The following is a 14,955-nucleotide window of genomic DNA, read 5'->3' on the forward strand; positions in this document are numbered from 1 at the left end:
AGCAGTTCCCCTCCCACGTACTGCTTCCTGTGATGACAGCGATGGGGTCCCATGCCGGCAAGGCGAATTTGAACAGCATCGCTAGGTGTTTAGATTGTGGTATTCGGCTTTGCCCCCCGCCTTGAACGGGTTGTTTTGAAGTGCTGCGCTTCGAGATGATGACAAAACGTGGTCTGTGTGAACAGCCACAAGCATCAGGAAAGGAAGCGCAGCATGAAAAATTATGCCGGACTGGACGTCTCCGTGAAAGAGACCACCGTTTGCATCGTGAGAAGGGCGCCGAATTTGCCGAGAGATGAAGGTTGCTAGTCATCCGGACGATCTTGCTGACGCATTGAAGAACCCCGCATGGAATCTCGCCCGGATCAGGCTTGAAGCCGGCCCCTTATCCCAATGGTTGGTCTGGCGGCAGCCGGACTACGTGACCTGTATCGAGCCCCGTCATTCCAAGGCGTTCTCAAGGCACAGGTCAACAAGACCGACCGCAACCATGCTCGCGGCATCGCGCAGATATGCGGGTTAACCTGTTCCGGCCCGTGCATGTCAAGAGTAAGCGGTATTCTCGGGCCACGGCCTTGAGCTCGAGCTTGTTGATGTAGACCCAAGGCAGGAGATCGTCGATCTGGCTGTTGGGGTGGCCGTTGACGATCCTGGTGAGGACATCGGCGAGATAAGCCGAGCGGTTCGACACCATTGAGCTTGCAGGTTTCGATCAGCGAGGCGATGACTGCCCAGTGTTCGGCGCCGCCGTCAGAGCCTGCGAAGAGCGCGTTCTTGCGGTTGAGCGCGAAGACTGATTCATTATGCACCCCCTCTTCAAATGGCGGGAAACAGCGATTTCTGATTATCGTCGTTGATGATACGCGGAGATTTGCGCGCCAAATCGGCCTTGATCCGTTCATCTTCAAGGTCGCTGGCGCGGATCTGGTAGGGCGCGCCGCGCATGACCTGCTCGGCTGGTAATATGCCGTCCCTGACGAACCGGCGGATTTTGACGTGCGACACGCCAAGCTTCGCGGCCGCGTCCGACATGGTAAGCCACTCGCCGTTCTTGTCGGAAGACCGATAGCCGCTGATCTTGTGCACCGTGCGCAGGGATTGGACGCGTCGCGCCGTCCAGGTCTTTCCCTGACCCGTCTTCATGCCCATGCGGTTGAGTGTGGCGGCGATTTCGGCATCCGACCATCGCGTTGCCATGGATCGCATGACCGCCAGAGCCTCCTCAGGCGTACTCTGGCCATGCTCTCCGGATTTGGACTTGCGAACCCTTACCTGGGAATGCTGGCCCCCATGCCAATGGATGGTCAGGATCACATCGCGCGCGTCGTCATCGACGTCCGCCACAATGTCCTTGATGAGCGCGCGCAGCAGTTGCTGACGGAACCGCATATCGACACCCGGCGCATTCCAGGCGGCTTCGAGATCCTGGGCGAGGCCGGTGAAGTCAGGGATCGCGTCGACAGGCTCCATACGCTGGACTTCACTGAGCCGGGCCTCGCAGGTCTCCACGCGCCTGAGCCTAGCTTCCCAGTTCCTCTCGAGCTGGGCCGCTATAAGCCGGTTCTCCGGGTCGCAGGCGGCGTAGCGGCGCTCGGCGAGCGATGCCTCATAGCGTGCCTGCTGCAGGTCCATCTCGATCATCTGCCGCCGCCTGGCTTCGCTCTCCAGCTGCATCTGTTCAGCCTCCAACGCCGCCTCGATCGCCATCGGCGCAACCGCCTCCAAGGCTTCGCGGGCCACCGCCGCATCGGTGCGAAAGCCGTTGAACGACATGCATCGCGCCTGCGCCATCATGGTGTTCTCGCAACGATAGACCGGGTAACCTTGGCCACGTCCGGCATACGTGACAACCAGTCTTCGCCCGCATCGACCACAGGAGAGAAGACCCGGGAGCAACGCGCGACCGCCGCGGCCCGACTTGACGCCGCCGGCTTTGCCATAGGCGTTGGCGGCGAGAAGTTCCTGGTTCCGTTCGTACTCGCTCCATCCGATATAGCCTTCGTGATGCTCCTTGAGCACCACCGCCCAATCGCTGGCCGGCTTGTAATGACCATAGCTCTTGCGGACGCGGCCATCCACGATCTCGGTGCGCTTCTCGCTCTTACCATAGACATAAGCGCCGGCGTAGAACGGGTTCTTCAGGACGGAGATCACGTTGCGGTAGCGGACCGGAACCCAGGCGAAGGACACCATCTTCTTGCCGTCGGAGGGTCTGGGGAAATGCACGCCATCGTCGATCATCGAGATCAGGACCTGGCGGGCACTGCCGAGTTCGCGGAAACGCGCGAATATCAGGCGAATGGTCTCCTGCAGGCGTATATCGGGATCGAACCCGAGACCGTAATCCCGGTGCCAGACGTAGCCGAAGGGCACAGAGATGCGCAGTTCGCCGCGCTGTGCCTTGGCGCGGTCAGCTTCGTACATGCGAGCACGCAGCACCCCGAGTTCGAACTCGCTTATGCTCCCCTTCATGCCGAGCAGCAGGCGATCGTTCGGCAGTCCCGGATCGTAGACTCCGTCCAGATCGATCACCCGTGCATCGACTTCGCCGCACAACTCGAGCAGCCGATGCCAGTCCGGTCCGTTGCGAGACAGGCGGGACGCCTCCAGGCAAAGCACAGCGCCCACATGACCGGTGCACAGATCGTCGACCAGGCGTTCGAAACCGGGACGTTCCACAGCTCCACTTGCGGTGCGTCCCAAGTCCTCGTCGATCACCTCAACCTTGCGGAATCCCCAGCGCCGCGCGACGTCGACCAGCTCATATTGCCGACGCTGGCTCTCAAGATTGAGCTGCACTTGCGCCTGCGTGGACTGACGTACATAGACAACGGCCTTGCGCTTGAGGATGGTGGCCGGAATCAGATTACGGCTCGTCATCGCGGCTCTCCTCCGTCACGATACCGGCGGCGGCCATCAGCACATTGGCGAGCCGGGCGATCACGATCGTTCGTTGCGCTGCGCTCAGCCCGACTAGCTTGTGCGAGTCGAGCGCATGCTGAGCTGGCGAACGATCACGAGAGATCGTGTCGGTGGCGGCAAGGTTCTCATTTTGAGTCTCCCCGATGATGAAACCATCCGGAGAGCCTCGCCGGAAACGGCGCTGGATCAAGAGCTTGTTCAGTTCAAGCAGTGCAGCAAGCGACGCGCGCGGGGAGCCCAGATCCATTGCTGCGCACGGGACTTCGACCTCCTGCCCAACATGGGCAGAATGACCCCGAGATTGCGATCGGACGGATCGAGCGTTCGACGGTGTTGCTGTCGATCTCGATGCGGCCGTCGTCAAGGAAGTGCGAGAGGCCTTCCCAGCGTGAGAGCGTGTAGCGGATTGCCTCTGCGAGCTTGGTCTTCTGACTGATCAGGCCGAGCTTCTCACGCAGCCAGGGTTCGAGATCGGCGACGATGGCGCGGCTTTTGTCCTGACGCATCGCGCGGCGCTCGTTGGCCGATCGGCCACGGATGTCATCCTCGATCTTGTAGAGTTCGGCGATCCGTCTCAGCGCGTCACTGGCGATCGGCGCGGGACCGGCTGCTGCCAGTTCATAAAAGCGCCGACGGACATGCGCCCAGCAGAAGGCGAGCGTGACGCCGCTTTTGTCGGCCAGCACGCGATAGCCGCCATAGCCGTCGACCTGCAAGATTCCGGTGAAGCCTGCGAGATGAGCGATCGGACGCTCGGCCTTTCGGTCCGGCGCATAGACATAGGCGACGCCCGGCGGGTCGCTCCCCTCCCATCGTCGGTCATCGCGGGCATAGGCCCAGAGTTGACCTGTCTTAGTCTTGCCGCGGCCGGGATCGAGCACCGGCGCGGTCGTCTCGTCGGCGAAGAGTTTTGCCGAGGACTTCAGCTTGCCAAGCAGCCGCTCATGCACCGGACGCAGGTGCCAGGCGGCGCGGCCGACCCAGTCGGCGAGCGTAGAGCGATCGAGATTGATACCCTGCCGGGCGTAGATTTGCGCCTGACGATAGAGCGGAAGGTGATCGGCATATTTTGAGACCAGCACCTGGGCGACCGTTGCCTCGGTCGGAAGACCACCCTCGATCAGCCGGGCCGGCGCCGGAAGCCTGAACCACGACGTCCTCGCAGGCGCGGCAGGCATATTTGGGCCGGCGCACGACGATTACACGCAGCTGCGCCGGAACGATGTCGAGCCGCTCGCTCACGTCCTCGCCGATCCGATGCAAGCCATTGCGGCAGCATGGGCAGGCATGGTCCTCGATGTCGACGACCATCTCCACGCGCGGCAGATGGGGTGGCAGCGCGCCCCGGTTGGCCCGGCGCCTCGTGGCCTTTGCTTGCCGCTCGGCGGGAGCAGATTGCTCCTTCTCTTCCTCACCGGCGGCCTCGATCTGCTCCGCCTCTTCGAGCCCCAGCAGCAATTGATCCTCGGGGAGCGTCTCGGCACGCCGGCCGAAGCGGTGACGCTGCAATTCCTTGATGATCTGAATCAGACGGGCATTCTCGACGTCGTGCGCCAGGACCATCGCCTTCAGCGCGTCCGGATCGTCGGGAAGCTGGTCAGCCGTCATCGCCATGAACGGATCAGACCATATTCGCCGACAGCCCGCGACAGCGGAATCTAGGCTGATTCACTTCGTCGCGGGTCAGCCCGCCTGGGCTGGCACGCGGGTCCGGCGCGCCTCATGGACTCGCCGCCAGTCGAGACCTTCGAGTAGCGCCGAGAGCTGCGCGGCCGTCAGCCGCATCATGCCGTCATGCACTTTCGGCCAGCGGAACTCCCCATCCTCCAAACGCTTAGCAGGCAAACCCCGGTGCCATCCCAGAAGATCAGCTTGATCCGGTCAGTCCGCTTCGCCCGGAAGACGTAGACGGCCCCGCTGAACGGATCGGCCCCCATTGTCTCTCGCACCAGCGCCGCCAATCCCTCCGCACCCTTGCGGAAGTCGACGGGCTTCGTCGCCACCATGACCTTGACCGCACCCGTCGGCCCGATCACGACGTCGCCTTCAGCGCGCGGATCACTGCGGCCACCGTCTTGGTATCGGCGCCCCGGCCGACGCGCATCGCGATGCCGTCGATCTCAAGCTCGATCATGCCGGCATCTCGGGTGGCTTGCCGTTTCCGCTGCTTCGGTGAACGGCTGGCTGCAGGTTCCGCCGCCGCCACAACCGCCGGCACAAAGGCAGGAGAATCTTGCTGCACCGAAGCGGCCTGTTTGCGCGCTTCGCGGCGCCAGGCGAAGACCTGCTGCGGCCTGAGACCATAACGGCGGGCGACCTCGGAAATGATCGCATTCGGCTCCAGCGTCTCTGCGATGATCCGCGCCTTGTCATCCACCGACCAGTGACGCCGACCGCCGGCACCGTTGATCACCTCGAAACGCCGAAGCTGCCGCTCCGGGTCAAGCGTAAGGTCAAGTCCAGACACAAGCCGATCTCCGATCCCAATACAGGATCGGCAACCTCACAGATCGCGACCACTCCCGAAAGGTGGTCCGGAAACACCGCTCTGATGTCCGCTGTCAAGGTTTGGAACGCATGAGGTCGCCCGATCCGAGGAACGGCTGCTCATTCTGATGATCGCGCATGGGTGGGGAGGCGGAACTGAAGGACGTCGGTGATCAAGCTCTGATGCGCGGGTTGGCTACCGCATTCCCGATTGTGCGTCCGGGGCTGTTCCTATCTTACTGCGGGCGTCGGTCGATTTGCCGGCCACAAAGCGTCTGACGGGCATTCCCCTGCCGTGGTCCCGCCTCCGCCCATGCGCGATATGTGCGCCATCGCGGCGAGCGATCAGGTGACGCGCGCCTCCCTTGCGACTGCCCACATAAAGCCGACCAGTTCACGGGCGATCGCGGTGCAGACGACCGTTGTCCGTTTGCCCCGAGCGCTCAGCATGCGGTAGCGGGCTGTCAGGCGGGACTGCGCCTTCCAGGCGATCTCACGCACCTTCGGTGACGCCTGCTCCAACCGGTATAGCTTCGCCTTCCCGACCTTGGGCGGATGTCGATAGGTCCAGGCGCTCTCGACCAACATGTGGCGAACCCGACCGTTGCCTGCCTTTGTGATGCCGCCGCGCCGGACTGTCTCCCCGGTTGAGCGCTCGCCGGGGACCCGACCGAGATATCCCATGAGCTGGCGTGGGCTTTCGAACCGGCTGGCGTCGCCGACTTCGGTGACGAACGTCACGGCGACAATTAGGTCTACCCCACGCAATGTCTGAAGCGCCCACACGATCGGTGCCAGCGACCAGGCCGGGACGAACTCTTCGATCACACGCTCCAGCCGCTCGACCCGCTCTTTCGAGACGCGCACCGCCTCGACCATCTCCTGGAGTGCGATCTGATGCGCGGGATGATCGAACCTTGTTCCTGAAGCCAGCGTAGATAGCGCATCGTCCAGCTCTTCTTTCGCGGATAGCTACGGCCGTGCTTGAGCATGAATGCGCTCACCTGCTGGCGATGGACCCGCAGCGTCTCGACCGCGCCCGCCCGCGCGCGAACAAGATCCCGTATGGACTCGTGCCCTTCATCGGGAACCCACACCGCGGTCAGCTCGCCGGCGCGCAATAGTCGGGCAAGGGAAATGGCGTCTCGACGGTTCGTCTTCACCCGATCGCCGGGCTTCCTTGGTATCAATGATGGTGCAACCACGGTGCACTCGTGCCCGAGCGACCGGATCAGGCGATAAAGGCCGTACCCGGTCGGCCCAGCCTCATAGCAGAAATGCACGTAATCAAAGCGGCTGGCGATCCGGCCTATGACCCGCCGCATGCTGGTCGCCGACGCGTCGACCTCACCGAAGAACCGAACCTCTCCTTCCCGGCCTGCCTCCGCAATCGCAATAGCGTTCTTAAGCTTCGCAACATCGATTCCGACAAATGCTTCTCTATAATCCGCCACGGCTCGTCCTCCTGTGGTGAGGATCGGCTCGGCCCGTCCGAGCAACCCTCGGACGCGCAGTGTAGGGCGAGCCACCTCATCGGCAGAGGCGGACATACGGTCTTACTGTCAAGACGCTGACGACCCAGAATCGCCGGGCGCTGCTGACGGCCCTCAAGTCGCTTCAGGAAAAGGCCATCGCCATCGAGAACGACATCCGTGGCCTGTTTCGTAACTTCGGTCTCAAAGTTGGCATTGTCGACGGCCGGCAAATTCGCGGATCGCATCCGGGACCCTTCCGGTGACATTCCGGAACTCGAGACATCATGGAGACGTTGCTCACCGCCCGTCGGAAACTTTGCGAGCAGTTCACGGTGCTACACGAAAGACTGTTGTCGATCGTGAGGGGTGACACGGTTTGCAGGCGGTTGATGACCGTGCTGGGCGTCGGCCCTATCGTTGCACTGGGTTTCAACGCCACGGTCGATATTCCTGCCCCCTTCAGGAATTCGAAGGACGTGGGGCCGTATCTCGGTTTGACGCCGCGGTTACATCAATCAGGCTAGGATAATCGCGTCGGCAGGTCAGCCTAGGAAGCTTGAATGGGATTGACTTCAACACGCCGAATAGACAAGTCCAGGCATTTGGTGGAGCGGATTGAGAGTGAAGCGCTCGGGCTGGGAAGCCCATGCCTTGCAGATGAACTCGTAGGGTGAGACCTTTGAGGGCCTTCAGCCTGCGGCCGAAATTTGTAGGCCGCAACAAAGTCGGCAAGATGCCGACGCAGTTGGTCATGATCGTCGTAGTGGAAACGCTTGCCCGTCGCGTCCTTGATGGTGCGGTTCATTCGCTCGACCTAGCCGGTGGTCCAAGTATGCTTTGGCTTCGTGGTTCGAAGCACAGCGCGACGATGCGGCCCCCGAACGTGCTTGCGGGCTTCCTGGCGCCGCGACGAGCGCTTGCAGGCGCTGACGGTCGCTGGCCAAAACGGTGAAGGGGGATGCTATTGCGCATGCATCTAACTCGCACGCCAAACCGCAAAACGGAATCCCGAAATCGGACTCTTTTGATCCGATCAATCCACTATGAGACGCCGATTCCGAAATAGCGGGTGTGGGCGACATTGAGGATGCGATTGATCAAGCTTACGAAGCTGTGTCCGCCGGCCGTTGCAGCTGTGCCATAACTGGAGTGTATACCAAGGGCCGGCACCGAGTTCATCTCTAGGACAAACGGTTGGCCTGAGCGATCGATCCGGAAATCGACGCGGGCATAGTCCCGGCAGTGGCAGGCACGGAAGGTCGCAACCGAAATATCCCGTAACATCGTCTCAAGCCCGCTCTCGATTTTCGCCGGGCAAATCTTGGGCACCGCTGCGGCCGCCACGTACTTCGCATCCCAATTCATAACACGCGTTTCGCGGTCACCGAAGTCCTGCTCCACTAGAGGCAAAACTTCGGGCTCCCCGTTTCCGAGCAACGCAACGCAGATTTCCCGCCCCTCGATGTATTCCTCCACTAGCGCATCCTGAGCATGCTGCGTGACGATCACTTCGACGGCCTGCCGCAACTTAGAGTGTTCATGTATGATCTGCAATCCGAAGCTGCAGTCCTCCTCCCGCGGCTTCACTACCACTGGGAATCTCAGGTCGCCGGTGTTCTCGGTGCCGCGACGCATCACGCGAAAGTTCGGAGTCGGCACGCCCTGATCGCGGATGAGCATTTTGGTAATGACTTTGTCTCCCGTCAGCCCAATCCCGAAGGGGCTACATCCAGTGTATGGAACACCGGCCATCTCAAGCATGGCAGGAACATGAGTGTAACGCTTTTCGCCCTGAATTCCCTCCGCCAAGTTGAAGACCATTCCCGAGGGGCGACCTTGCGGATCAGGTGGCATGAACCGCTCGAGACTGGCGAGCAGTCCTTTATCGCCTTCACACACTACCGTCTCGTGGCCGCCCTCTTGAAGTGCCGCCACCACATCTTCCAACGTGCCGCTATGCGGCCAAGGCTGCGGCGGCTGCGGACAAGGCTGACCGAACCGGTTAATCACACCGTTGAAATCACTGTTCGTTACGATGGCTACTCGCATGAGCTATCTCCTTTGACGTTTGTCTGCTGTCACGAAACCAATGAAAACTGGATGGAGGCCAACCGCTATATCAACATTGACGACCTGCACGAGTACAAGAGGCTCGAAGCACCATGGCTGACCCTTTTCACAACCCCCTCCACAAACATAGGTCCACCACCCGGTTCCCTCTCCGGTTCCCGACCCTTTCCGCTGGCGGTGCTCTTTTTGCCCAAGTAGCTCGAAAGACGGCGAGTTGGGTTGCGGTACCATCAATAAAGCCTTATGCAGGGTTTATGCCAAAACAGATGATAACCGGCGGATGAGAGCGCTCCGACGCGAAATGATCGCTTCAAAAACCGTGCCAACCTCGCAAAATGCACGTCGGCCAGTGCTTTGAGTTTGATATCAAACTTACGGTCATATCAGGTACTAAACTGGCCCGCACAACCACTATGTCGCAGGCGCGACAAAATCCGACAGAGATCGTATCCCAGGGGACGAGCGGCGACCCATCCGCAGTCTTTTGACGCTCGCCGGTCCCTTACATCGAGCCCTGGCGTCCAGAATTGAAGTTGGGCGAAGGCGATCCGCATAATCGTATGCCCGGCCTGGCCGGCTTCAACGTGCGAGCGCTGCAGCAGTTTCAACAATGATGGCGAGTCGGCATAAATCTTCTTGAGAGGCTGGCGCTTAATCCCGGAACAAACGCGGCAATCAGCACTTCGCCTTGCTCATTTCGATGACGGCCATAGTGTTATTGCGCGCTTCAAAAGCTGGACAGCGATTCCGCTAATTCCCGGACAGCGTTTTCACAAAAGTCCGACAGTTCGTCGAGGTTGGTCCTCGGCAGCCTGGTTGCTGTAGGGCTGATTGATTTCGGTGTTCTCGGAGTCGGTCAAGAGGGCCGAGGCTTTTTTCTTCGGATGCTCTCGCCCTGAAGGGCGATGCGGTGTGCATTGTGCACGAGCGGTCGTGTATAGCGTCGGCGACCGTGCTGTCGTTAATAAGGTCGTGCCAGCTTGCCACGGGGACCTGGGCGGTGATCAGGGTGGATTTTCTCTGATAGCGCTCCTCGACGATTTTCGAAGAGGTGGAAGCGCTGCTGATCGGAGAGAGCATGGTTGCCGAAGTCGTCGTGGATGAGCCAAGTGGACACGGGTGAGCTTGTCGATGAGGCGGGGAAAGGAACCATCGATGCGTCGCTCTCGAACAGGATAACAGTGCGGCTTCGGAAAAGTCCGGACAGGCTTTCCGGTAATCTCAATGATGAGATCCGCGCCCGCCGTTCCAAAAAAAGGTTCGGCACGAAGCCCGCATTTTTTGCACTGGGCTTACGGCGTGCTGATCCACTGTTTCGTCATTACTATTCCCGAGCCTTGCAACCGAGCCGGAAGCGTCAGGCGAATGCAGGATTCCTGCGCTCGTAGAGCGTCCCAGCTTGGTCAGCACAACCTGACGATACGCGCCATCTTGGCGGCAAAGGCATTTGACGCAGCTGAATTGTCACGATCAGACGGCAGTTGGATCCTCATTGGATGGCCAGTGTTGCAAAAATCACAGGCTGGAGATCGGACTTGCGCCCTGGTGAATTTCCGCCACCGCATCGGGGTCGGTCTTCAACCCGGCAACTTCGACTTCCCAATTATAATAGAGACCGCGGCCGGGGCTTTGGCGGAGAGGGTCAGTCCTGGCGATGCCTCTCTCGAGCCGGCCTACATTGCAGCTGCCAGGCGGTTGGTTGAGCGCGGAGCCGTCGCGATAACCAGGGACTGCGGCTTCAGTATCTGGTGCCAGGCTGCACTGGCCACGTCTGTCAAACTTCCCGTGGCCATGTCGAGCCTGCTACTGGCGCCCACGCTCCTCCGGCAGCTTCCGGCCGGCGCAAAGCTCGCCGTCTGGCCGCAGACTCAAGACACTGCGGCGAAGAGCTGCTGGGCATGGATTCATCCGCAGGGGCAAGAGTAGCCATCGGCGGCATCGAAGGTAATACGCGGCCGGCTAGTGTTACCGAAATGGAGTCCCCGGGTTGCAGTCTGTGTCGCGACTTCGCGCCGCACATCCCAAGATTGACGCACTCCTATTTGAATGTACATTGTCCCCGATGGTGACGTCAGCAATCCGTCGTAGGACAGGACTGCCCATCTATGACGCCGCGCCCCTTTATCGAATGACATTCGCGTCCGTGGCTTGACCGCTTGGAGGCCGTCAGGTGCTTGAGCGCGGCAGTCTCAAGTTTTAAGGGGTGGCAGCGTGGAATCTGCTCCTCGCGAAAGAAGGAAGCCCCAGGCGACTTTCGATCGTATATGCCGCGGCTAGGACGGAGGTGTCGGAATAGCGCGCGCCGACCAGTTGTAGCCCGACGGGCAGCCCTTGATCATCCAGGCCCGATGGAATCGATGCTGCTGGTTGCTGGGTCAAGTTGAAAGGGTAGGTGAAGGGCGTCCAGTCCACCCACCCCTTGTAACTATCATCCGGCACATTTCGCCCGACGGGGAACGGCGCGATAGGCATCGTCGGTGTGACCAAGAGATCGTAATTTTCGTGGAACTTCGCCATCAGAGCGGAGAGCTCGAACCGCATCGCCTCAGCTTCCTGAAATTCGGTAAGGGTGATCTTCAGCCCGCGTTCGGCACCTTCCAGAAAGCCAGGATCTAGTAATTGTCTTTGCTGTTTGTTCATTCGTGACACAATACGGGCGGCGCCAGCGAACCAGAATGTAGAAAACACCTCCACCGGATCCGCAAATCCCGGATTGACTTCGGCCACCTCGGCCCCAAGAGCTCGAAGCTGGTCGATCGCATTATCGGTAACGTTTTGGATATCTCGCGCCACCTTGACATAGCCGAGGTTCCGACTGTAGCCGATCCGCAGGCCCCTGATGGTGGTCTTTGCTGGATCGGGGTCGAGACCTAGGTACGCCGGACCCGCATAGCCATCGCGAGCGTCCTTTCGTGCAATCACATTCATCATCAGGATCGCATCCGCAACGGTGCGGGTCACCGGCCCCAAATGAGACAGCGTTGTCATGGCGCTAGCTGGCCATTGCGGAACGATGCCGAAGGTTGGCTTGAAGCCGAAGGTCCCCGTGAAGCTCGCCGGTATCCGGATTGATCCCCCGCCGTCGCTACCCTGATGAAGAAAGCCAAGGTTGAGCGCAGCCGCAACTGCCGCCCCTCCCGACGACCCGCCTGGTGTCAGGTCAGGATTCCAGGGATTGCGGGTGATCCCGTAGACCGGGCTGTCTGTTACCCCTTTCCAGCCAAATTCTGGAGTGGTTGTCTTGCCCAGGATAACGCCACCGGTCTCACGGATACGGGCTGGAACAGGGGCGTCTTCAGTCCAGGGTCCCTCGGTGCTGCCGGACAATGAGCCACGTCTTGTCGGCCAGCCTCGTGTCAAGGTGAGGTCTTTGATGGTGGCCGGAATGCCATCTAGTACTCCGGCTGGTTCCCCCTTCATCCATCGACCCTCCGAGGCCCGGGCAGCAGACCTGGCCCCTTCGTGGTCGACGAGGCAAAATGCGTTCAGCGCCGGGTTGTTGGCGTCGATGCGGCTGAGACAGTCATCGACGACTTCAACAGGCGAGAGCTGCCGCCTTCGGTAGAGTTCCAGGCATTCGCACGCCGACAGACCCTCAAGAGATGTTGGCACGGATGAACGAGTTTTCATTTTACGAGGTCCGCTACATTCAAGCCTGGCATAAGACGGCAGTTATTCATTCGTTCTGCGGCCCTTGTCAGACCGATCATCAAGACGTCGGACGGGATCCCAACGTGTTCTCTACGAGCTTGATCCAGTACGATGTTCCATAAGGAATCGCCTCGTCGTTGAAATTGTAGGCAGGGTGATGCAGGCCGGCGCTGTCACCGTTCCCGCACCAGACGAAAGCACCCGGCCGCGCCTGCGCCAGGAAGGAGAAATCTTCCCCCCCCATTACCGGTGGCGTCTCGAGCACATTGTTTTCACCGGCCACGCCCTTGGCCGCGCTTCTCGCAAGGTCGGTCTGCTGGACCTCATTGAAGAGAATTGCGTCGAAGCTCTGAAATTTAATATCTATCTTCGCGCCGGTTATCTGGGCGATGCCGGCGACCACTTCGCCCACCCGCTCCTTCACGAACTTGCGCACCTCCGGCTTTAGCGTCCGCATGGTGCCCACCAACTCCGCTGTTTGCGGAACGACGGGGACTAGTCTCTGCCCGGACTGGAACTGGTGGAACGAAATTCCTGCCGAGTCGACAGGGTCAATGTTCTGAGCCAGGATATGCTGCAGGGCCGTCACAAGCTGAGCGCCGACCAGAATCGGATCGATGCATTCATGAGGCCTTCCAGGGTGCCCCCCTCGCCCTTCAATGCTAATTTCTATGCTATCAGTTGCCGCCATCACTGGACCTTGCCGGATTCCGAAGACACCTACCGGCAAGCCCGGACGATTGTGCATTCCGTAGATGTGCTCGATGCCGAACCGCTCCATCAAACCGTCATCTAGCATGGCAACGGCGCCGGTACCGATCTCCTCGGCAGGTTGGAAGATCATGACCGCCGTTCCAGCGAAATTCCGAGTATCGGCAAGATAGCGCGCGGCACCCAACAGCATCGCGGTGTGGCCGTCATGCCCACACGCATGCATCAAGCCCTTGTTCTTGGACGCATAGGGCAGATCGGTCGCTTCGTTGATCGGCAGCGCATCCATGTCAGCGCGCAATCCGATAACCTTTGGGTTACCGTCGCTCACGACGCCGTTGCCCTTGATGACGCCAACGACGCCGGTTTTGCCGATGCCGGTCGCGACGGCGTCGCAGCCGAATTCGCGCAGGCGCTCGGCGACAAATGCCGAAGTACGGGGGATGTCGAAGCCCAGTTCGGGATGTGCATGGATGTCCCGGCGCCAAGCCACTATCTCGGGGAGAAACTCTGCGACGCTATTGAGAATTGCCACGGGGACTTTCCTTTCTTGCCGGTTGCAGGCGAATTTCACGCTTTGTCCTTGCGAGAGCCGGGAGACCCGTTTCCGCGCTGCCGGGAGCACAGCATCCTCTGTGCGACGTAGGCACCCCAGCTATTCCGCCGACTGAAGCCGCTCCAATTAGCCGGGGACCGACAATCCTGAATTCCGCTCCGCCCAGAATGTAGCAAGTGCCAAAGAGCTTGGTTGCGCGAAGGGCGCCTTGGTCCCGCAGAATATCATCGTTTTTTGGTCATTGGCGCATAACACCTGCAGGCTGAGAGGAGGTGCCCTGGTATATATGCGGGACCATTCAAAATAGGACAGCCGACATTCAGAAGTGCGGGACAACTGCGACCCGCGGAAGGCGCGTGGTGGTTGCCTGGGCGGGCTCTTTTGAAGGCTACTCTTCAGCAATTGGCAGAGCAAACGACGCCTTGATCCGATCCATTACAACGATTGTCTTGAACCCCTTTACTTCAAGATGTTCGTAAAAAAAACGACGGGTAAACGCCTCGTACTCGGCCATGTCCTGAGCAGAGACCGTAATAATAAAATCCGCTTCACCCGTAACGTAGTAAGCGTTCATGATCTCAGGCGTCCGCCGAATTGCCTGCTTGAAACGATCGATGATATCGGCGCGATCGCGCTCGAGAGTGATGGATACCAGCAGGAGCAGGGGCCGACCGACGGCTTCCGGTGAAACTATGGCAACGTCCGCTTCGATGACGCCAGCGTCTCGAAGTCGCTTTAATCTCCGCTGACAAGCGGTAGCCGATAGTCCGGCAAGTTCGCCCAATTCCTCTGTCGTAAGGCGATTGTTGCGCTGCACGACGTTGAGAATCTTCCGGTCAATTCGATCCAGATCCATTCACAATCTCTGCTCATGATGATATCGGCCAATGCCAAGGCCGCCAGTCCGTACGTCCAAAATGTAGCAAGTGCCAAACGCCCTCTCGGCGCTAAAGTCGGTCCAAGTCGCAGAAAATCGGCGTTTCTTTCGCCATCTGCGCACAATACCGGCATAGTATAACTATCTGAGGGGTGCCGCTGAATCGATGGGCGTTGCTGGTGAGCAGTTGCGGGCCAGCGCAAGAA

At 60.1% G+C, this 14,955-nt stretch carries 10 protein-coding genes and 6 pseudogenes; 3 read left to right on the forward strand and 13 right to left on the reverse strand.

Features of this window, described 5'->3' with window-relative positions; all coding sequences use genetic code 11:
- Positions 1 to 213 precede the first annotated feature (213 nt).
- Positions 214 to 551: pseudogene (locus FJV77_RS32965) on the forward strand (IS110 family transposase); the annotation flags it as partial.
- Between the two features lie 44 nt (positions 552 to 595).
- Here the strand turns inward: FJV77_RS32965 and FJV77_RS19695 are convergent.
- From FJV77_RS19695 to FJV77_RS19720, 7 genes and pseudogenes are all read right to left on the reverse strand, one after another.
- Positions 596 to 788 (reverse strand): annotated as a pseudogene (locus FJV77_RS19695) (transposase domain-containing protein); the annotation flags it as partial.
- Positions 789 to 816: 28 nt separating this feature from the next.
- Entirely contained in the window at positions 817 to 2,880 is a 2,064-nt protein-coding gene (locus FJV77_RS19700) for a recombinase family protein (protein WP_063169338.1), read from the reverse strand.
- The gene (locus FJV77_RS32450; RefSeq protein WP_063169337.1) at positions 2,867 to 3,169 is read right to left on the reverse strand and encodes a hypothetical protein; all 303 of its coding nucleotides are present in this window, start codon (positions 3,167 to 3,169) and stop codon (positions 2,867 to 2,869) included. The genes FJV77_RS19700 and FJV77_RS32450 overlap by 14 nt, the downstream gene beginning before the upstream one ends.
- A 49-nt stretch (positions 3,170 to 3,218) precedes the next feature.
- Positions 3,219 to 4,536: pseudogene (locus FJV77_RS19705) on the reverse strand (IS66 family transposase); the annotation flags it as partial.
- A gap of 69 nt (positions 4,537 to 4,605) precedes the next feature.
- Positions 4,606 to 4,958: pseudogene (gene tnpB / locus FJV77_RS19710) on the reverse strand (IS66 family insertion sequence element accessory protein TnpB).
- Complete coding sequence (locus tag FJV77_RS19715) at positions 4,955 to 5,389, reverse strand: transposase (protein WP_063169336.1); 435 nt, start codon at positions 5,387 to 5,389, stop codon at positions 4,955 to 4,957. The pseudogene tnpB and the gene FJV77_RS19715 overlap by 4 nt, the downstream one beginning before the upstream one ends.
- Before the next feature lie 365 nt (positions 5,390 to 5,754).
- Positions 5,755 to 6,959: pseudogene (locus FJV77_RS19720) on the reverse strand (IS110 family transposase).
- Positions 6,960 to 7,168: 209 nt separating this feature from the next.
- Here FJV77_RS19720 and FJV77_RS32970 point away from each other — a divergent pair.
- Positions 7,169 to 7,408: an IS110 family transposase gene (locus tag FJV77_RS32970; RefSeq protein ID WP_063169335.1), complete on the forward strand. Its 240-nt coding sequence runs from the start codon at positions 7,169 to 7,171 to the stop codon at positions 7,406 to 7,408.
- Between the two features lie 48 nt (positions 7,409 to 7,456).
- Here FJV77_RS32970 and FJV77_RS19730 read toward each other — a convergent pair.
- The 3 genes and pseudogenes from FJV77_RS19730 to FJV77_RS19740 form a co-directional block, all read right to left on the reverse strand.
- Positions 7,457 to 7,737 (reverse strand): annotated as a pseudogene (locus FJV77_RS19730) (integrase core domain-containing protein); the annotation flags it as partial.
- Positions 7,738 to 7,925: 188 nt separating this feature from the next.
- A complete protein-coding gene (locus FJV77_RS19735) occupies positions 7,926 to 8,933 on the reverse strand; it encodes an ATP-grasp domain-containing protein (protein ID WP_063169333.1) in 1,008 nt (335 codons plus the stop codon).
- A gap of 771 nt (positions 8,934 to 9,704) precedes the next feature.
- Complete coding sequence (locus tag FJV77_RS19740; RefSeq protein ID WP_272482847.1) at positions 9,705 to 10,034, reverse strand: ATP-binding protein; 330 nt, start codon at positions 10,032 to 10,034, stop codon at positions 9,705 to 9,707.
- Positions 10,035 to 10,036: 2 nt separating this feature from the next.
- Between FJV77_RS19740 and FJV77_RS33295 the strand changes: the two genes are divergently transcribed.
- Positions 10,037 to 10,342 carry a hypothetical protein gene (locus tag FJV77_RS33295; protein WP_164548505.1) on the forward strand — a complete coding sequence of 102 codons (306 nt, stop codon included), beginning with the start codon at positions 10,037 to 10,039 and terminating at the stop codon, positions 10,340 to 10,342.
- A gap of 808 nt (positions 10,343 to 11,150) precedes the next feature.
- Here the strand turns inward: FJV77_RS33295 and FJV77_RS19750 are convergent.
- The 3 genes from FJV77_RS19750 to FJV77_RS19760 all read right to left on the reverse strand — a co-directional run bounded on the left by FJV77_RS19750 (position 11,151) and on the right by FJV77_RS19760 (position 14,728).
- Positions 11,151 to 12,584: an amidase gene (locus tag FJV77_RS19750; RefSeq protein ID WP_063169332.1), complete on the reverse strand. Its 1,434-nt coding sequence runs from the start codon at positions 12,582 to 12,584 to the stop codon at positions 11,151 to 11,153.
- A gap of 79 nt (positions 12,585 to 12,663) precedes the next feature.
- On the reverse strand, positions 12,664 to 13,851 hold the full coding sequence (locus FJV77_RS19755; RefSeq protein WP_063169331.1) for a M20 aminoacylase family protein: 1,188 nt from the start codon (positions 13,849 to 13,851) through the stop codon (positions 12,664 to 12,666).
- A 409-nt stretch (positions 13,852 to 14,260) separates the two neighbouring features.
- On the reverse strand, positions 14,261 to 14,728 hold the full coding sequence (locus FJV77_RS19760; protein WP_063169330.1) for an Lrp/AsnC family transcriptional regulator: 468 nt from the start codon (positions 14,726 to 14,728) through the stop codon (positions 14,261 to 14,263).
- Between the last annotated feature and the right edge of the window lie 227 nt (positions 14,729 to 14,955).

It is taken from the genome of Mesorhizobium sp. WSM4306, assembly GCF_007003975.1.
Classification (GTDB): domain Bacteria; phylum Pseudomonadota; class Alphaproteobacteria; order Rhizobiales; family Rhizobiaceae; genus Mesorhizobium.

Coding starts and splice junctions, on each gene's coding strand:
- FJV77_RS19700 (WP_063169338.1), bottom strand. CDS start 2,880: ATGACGAGCCGTAATCTGATTCCGGCCACCATCCTCAAGCGCAAGGCC.
- FJV77_RS32450 (WP_063169337.1), bottom strand. CDS start 3,169: ATGGATCTGGGCTCCCCGCGCGCGTCGCTTGCTGCACTGCTTGAACTG.
- FJV77_RS32970 (WP_063169335.1), top strand. CDS start 7,169: ATGGAGACGTTGCTCACCGCCCGTCGGAAACTTTGCGAGCAGTTCACG.
- FJV77_RS19735 (WP_063169333.1), bottom strand. CDS start 8,933: ATGCGAGTAGCCATCGTAACGAACAGTGATTTCAACGGTGTGATTAAC.
- FJV77_RS19740 (WP_272482847.1), bottom strand. CDS start 10,034: ATGCTCTCTCCGATCAGCAGCGCTTCCACCTCTTCGAAAATCGTCGAG.
- FJV77_RS19750 (WP_063169332.1), bottom strand. CDS start 12,584: ATGAAAACTCGTTCATCCGTGCCAACATCTCTTGAGGGTCTGTCGGCG.
- FJV77_RS19760 (WP_063169330.1), bottom strand. CDS start 14,728: ATGGATCTGGATCGAATTGACCGGAAGATTCTCAACGTCGTGCAGCGC.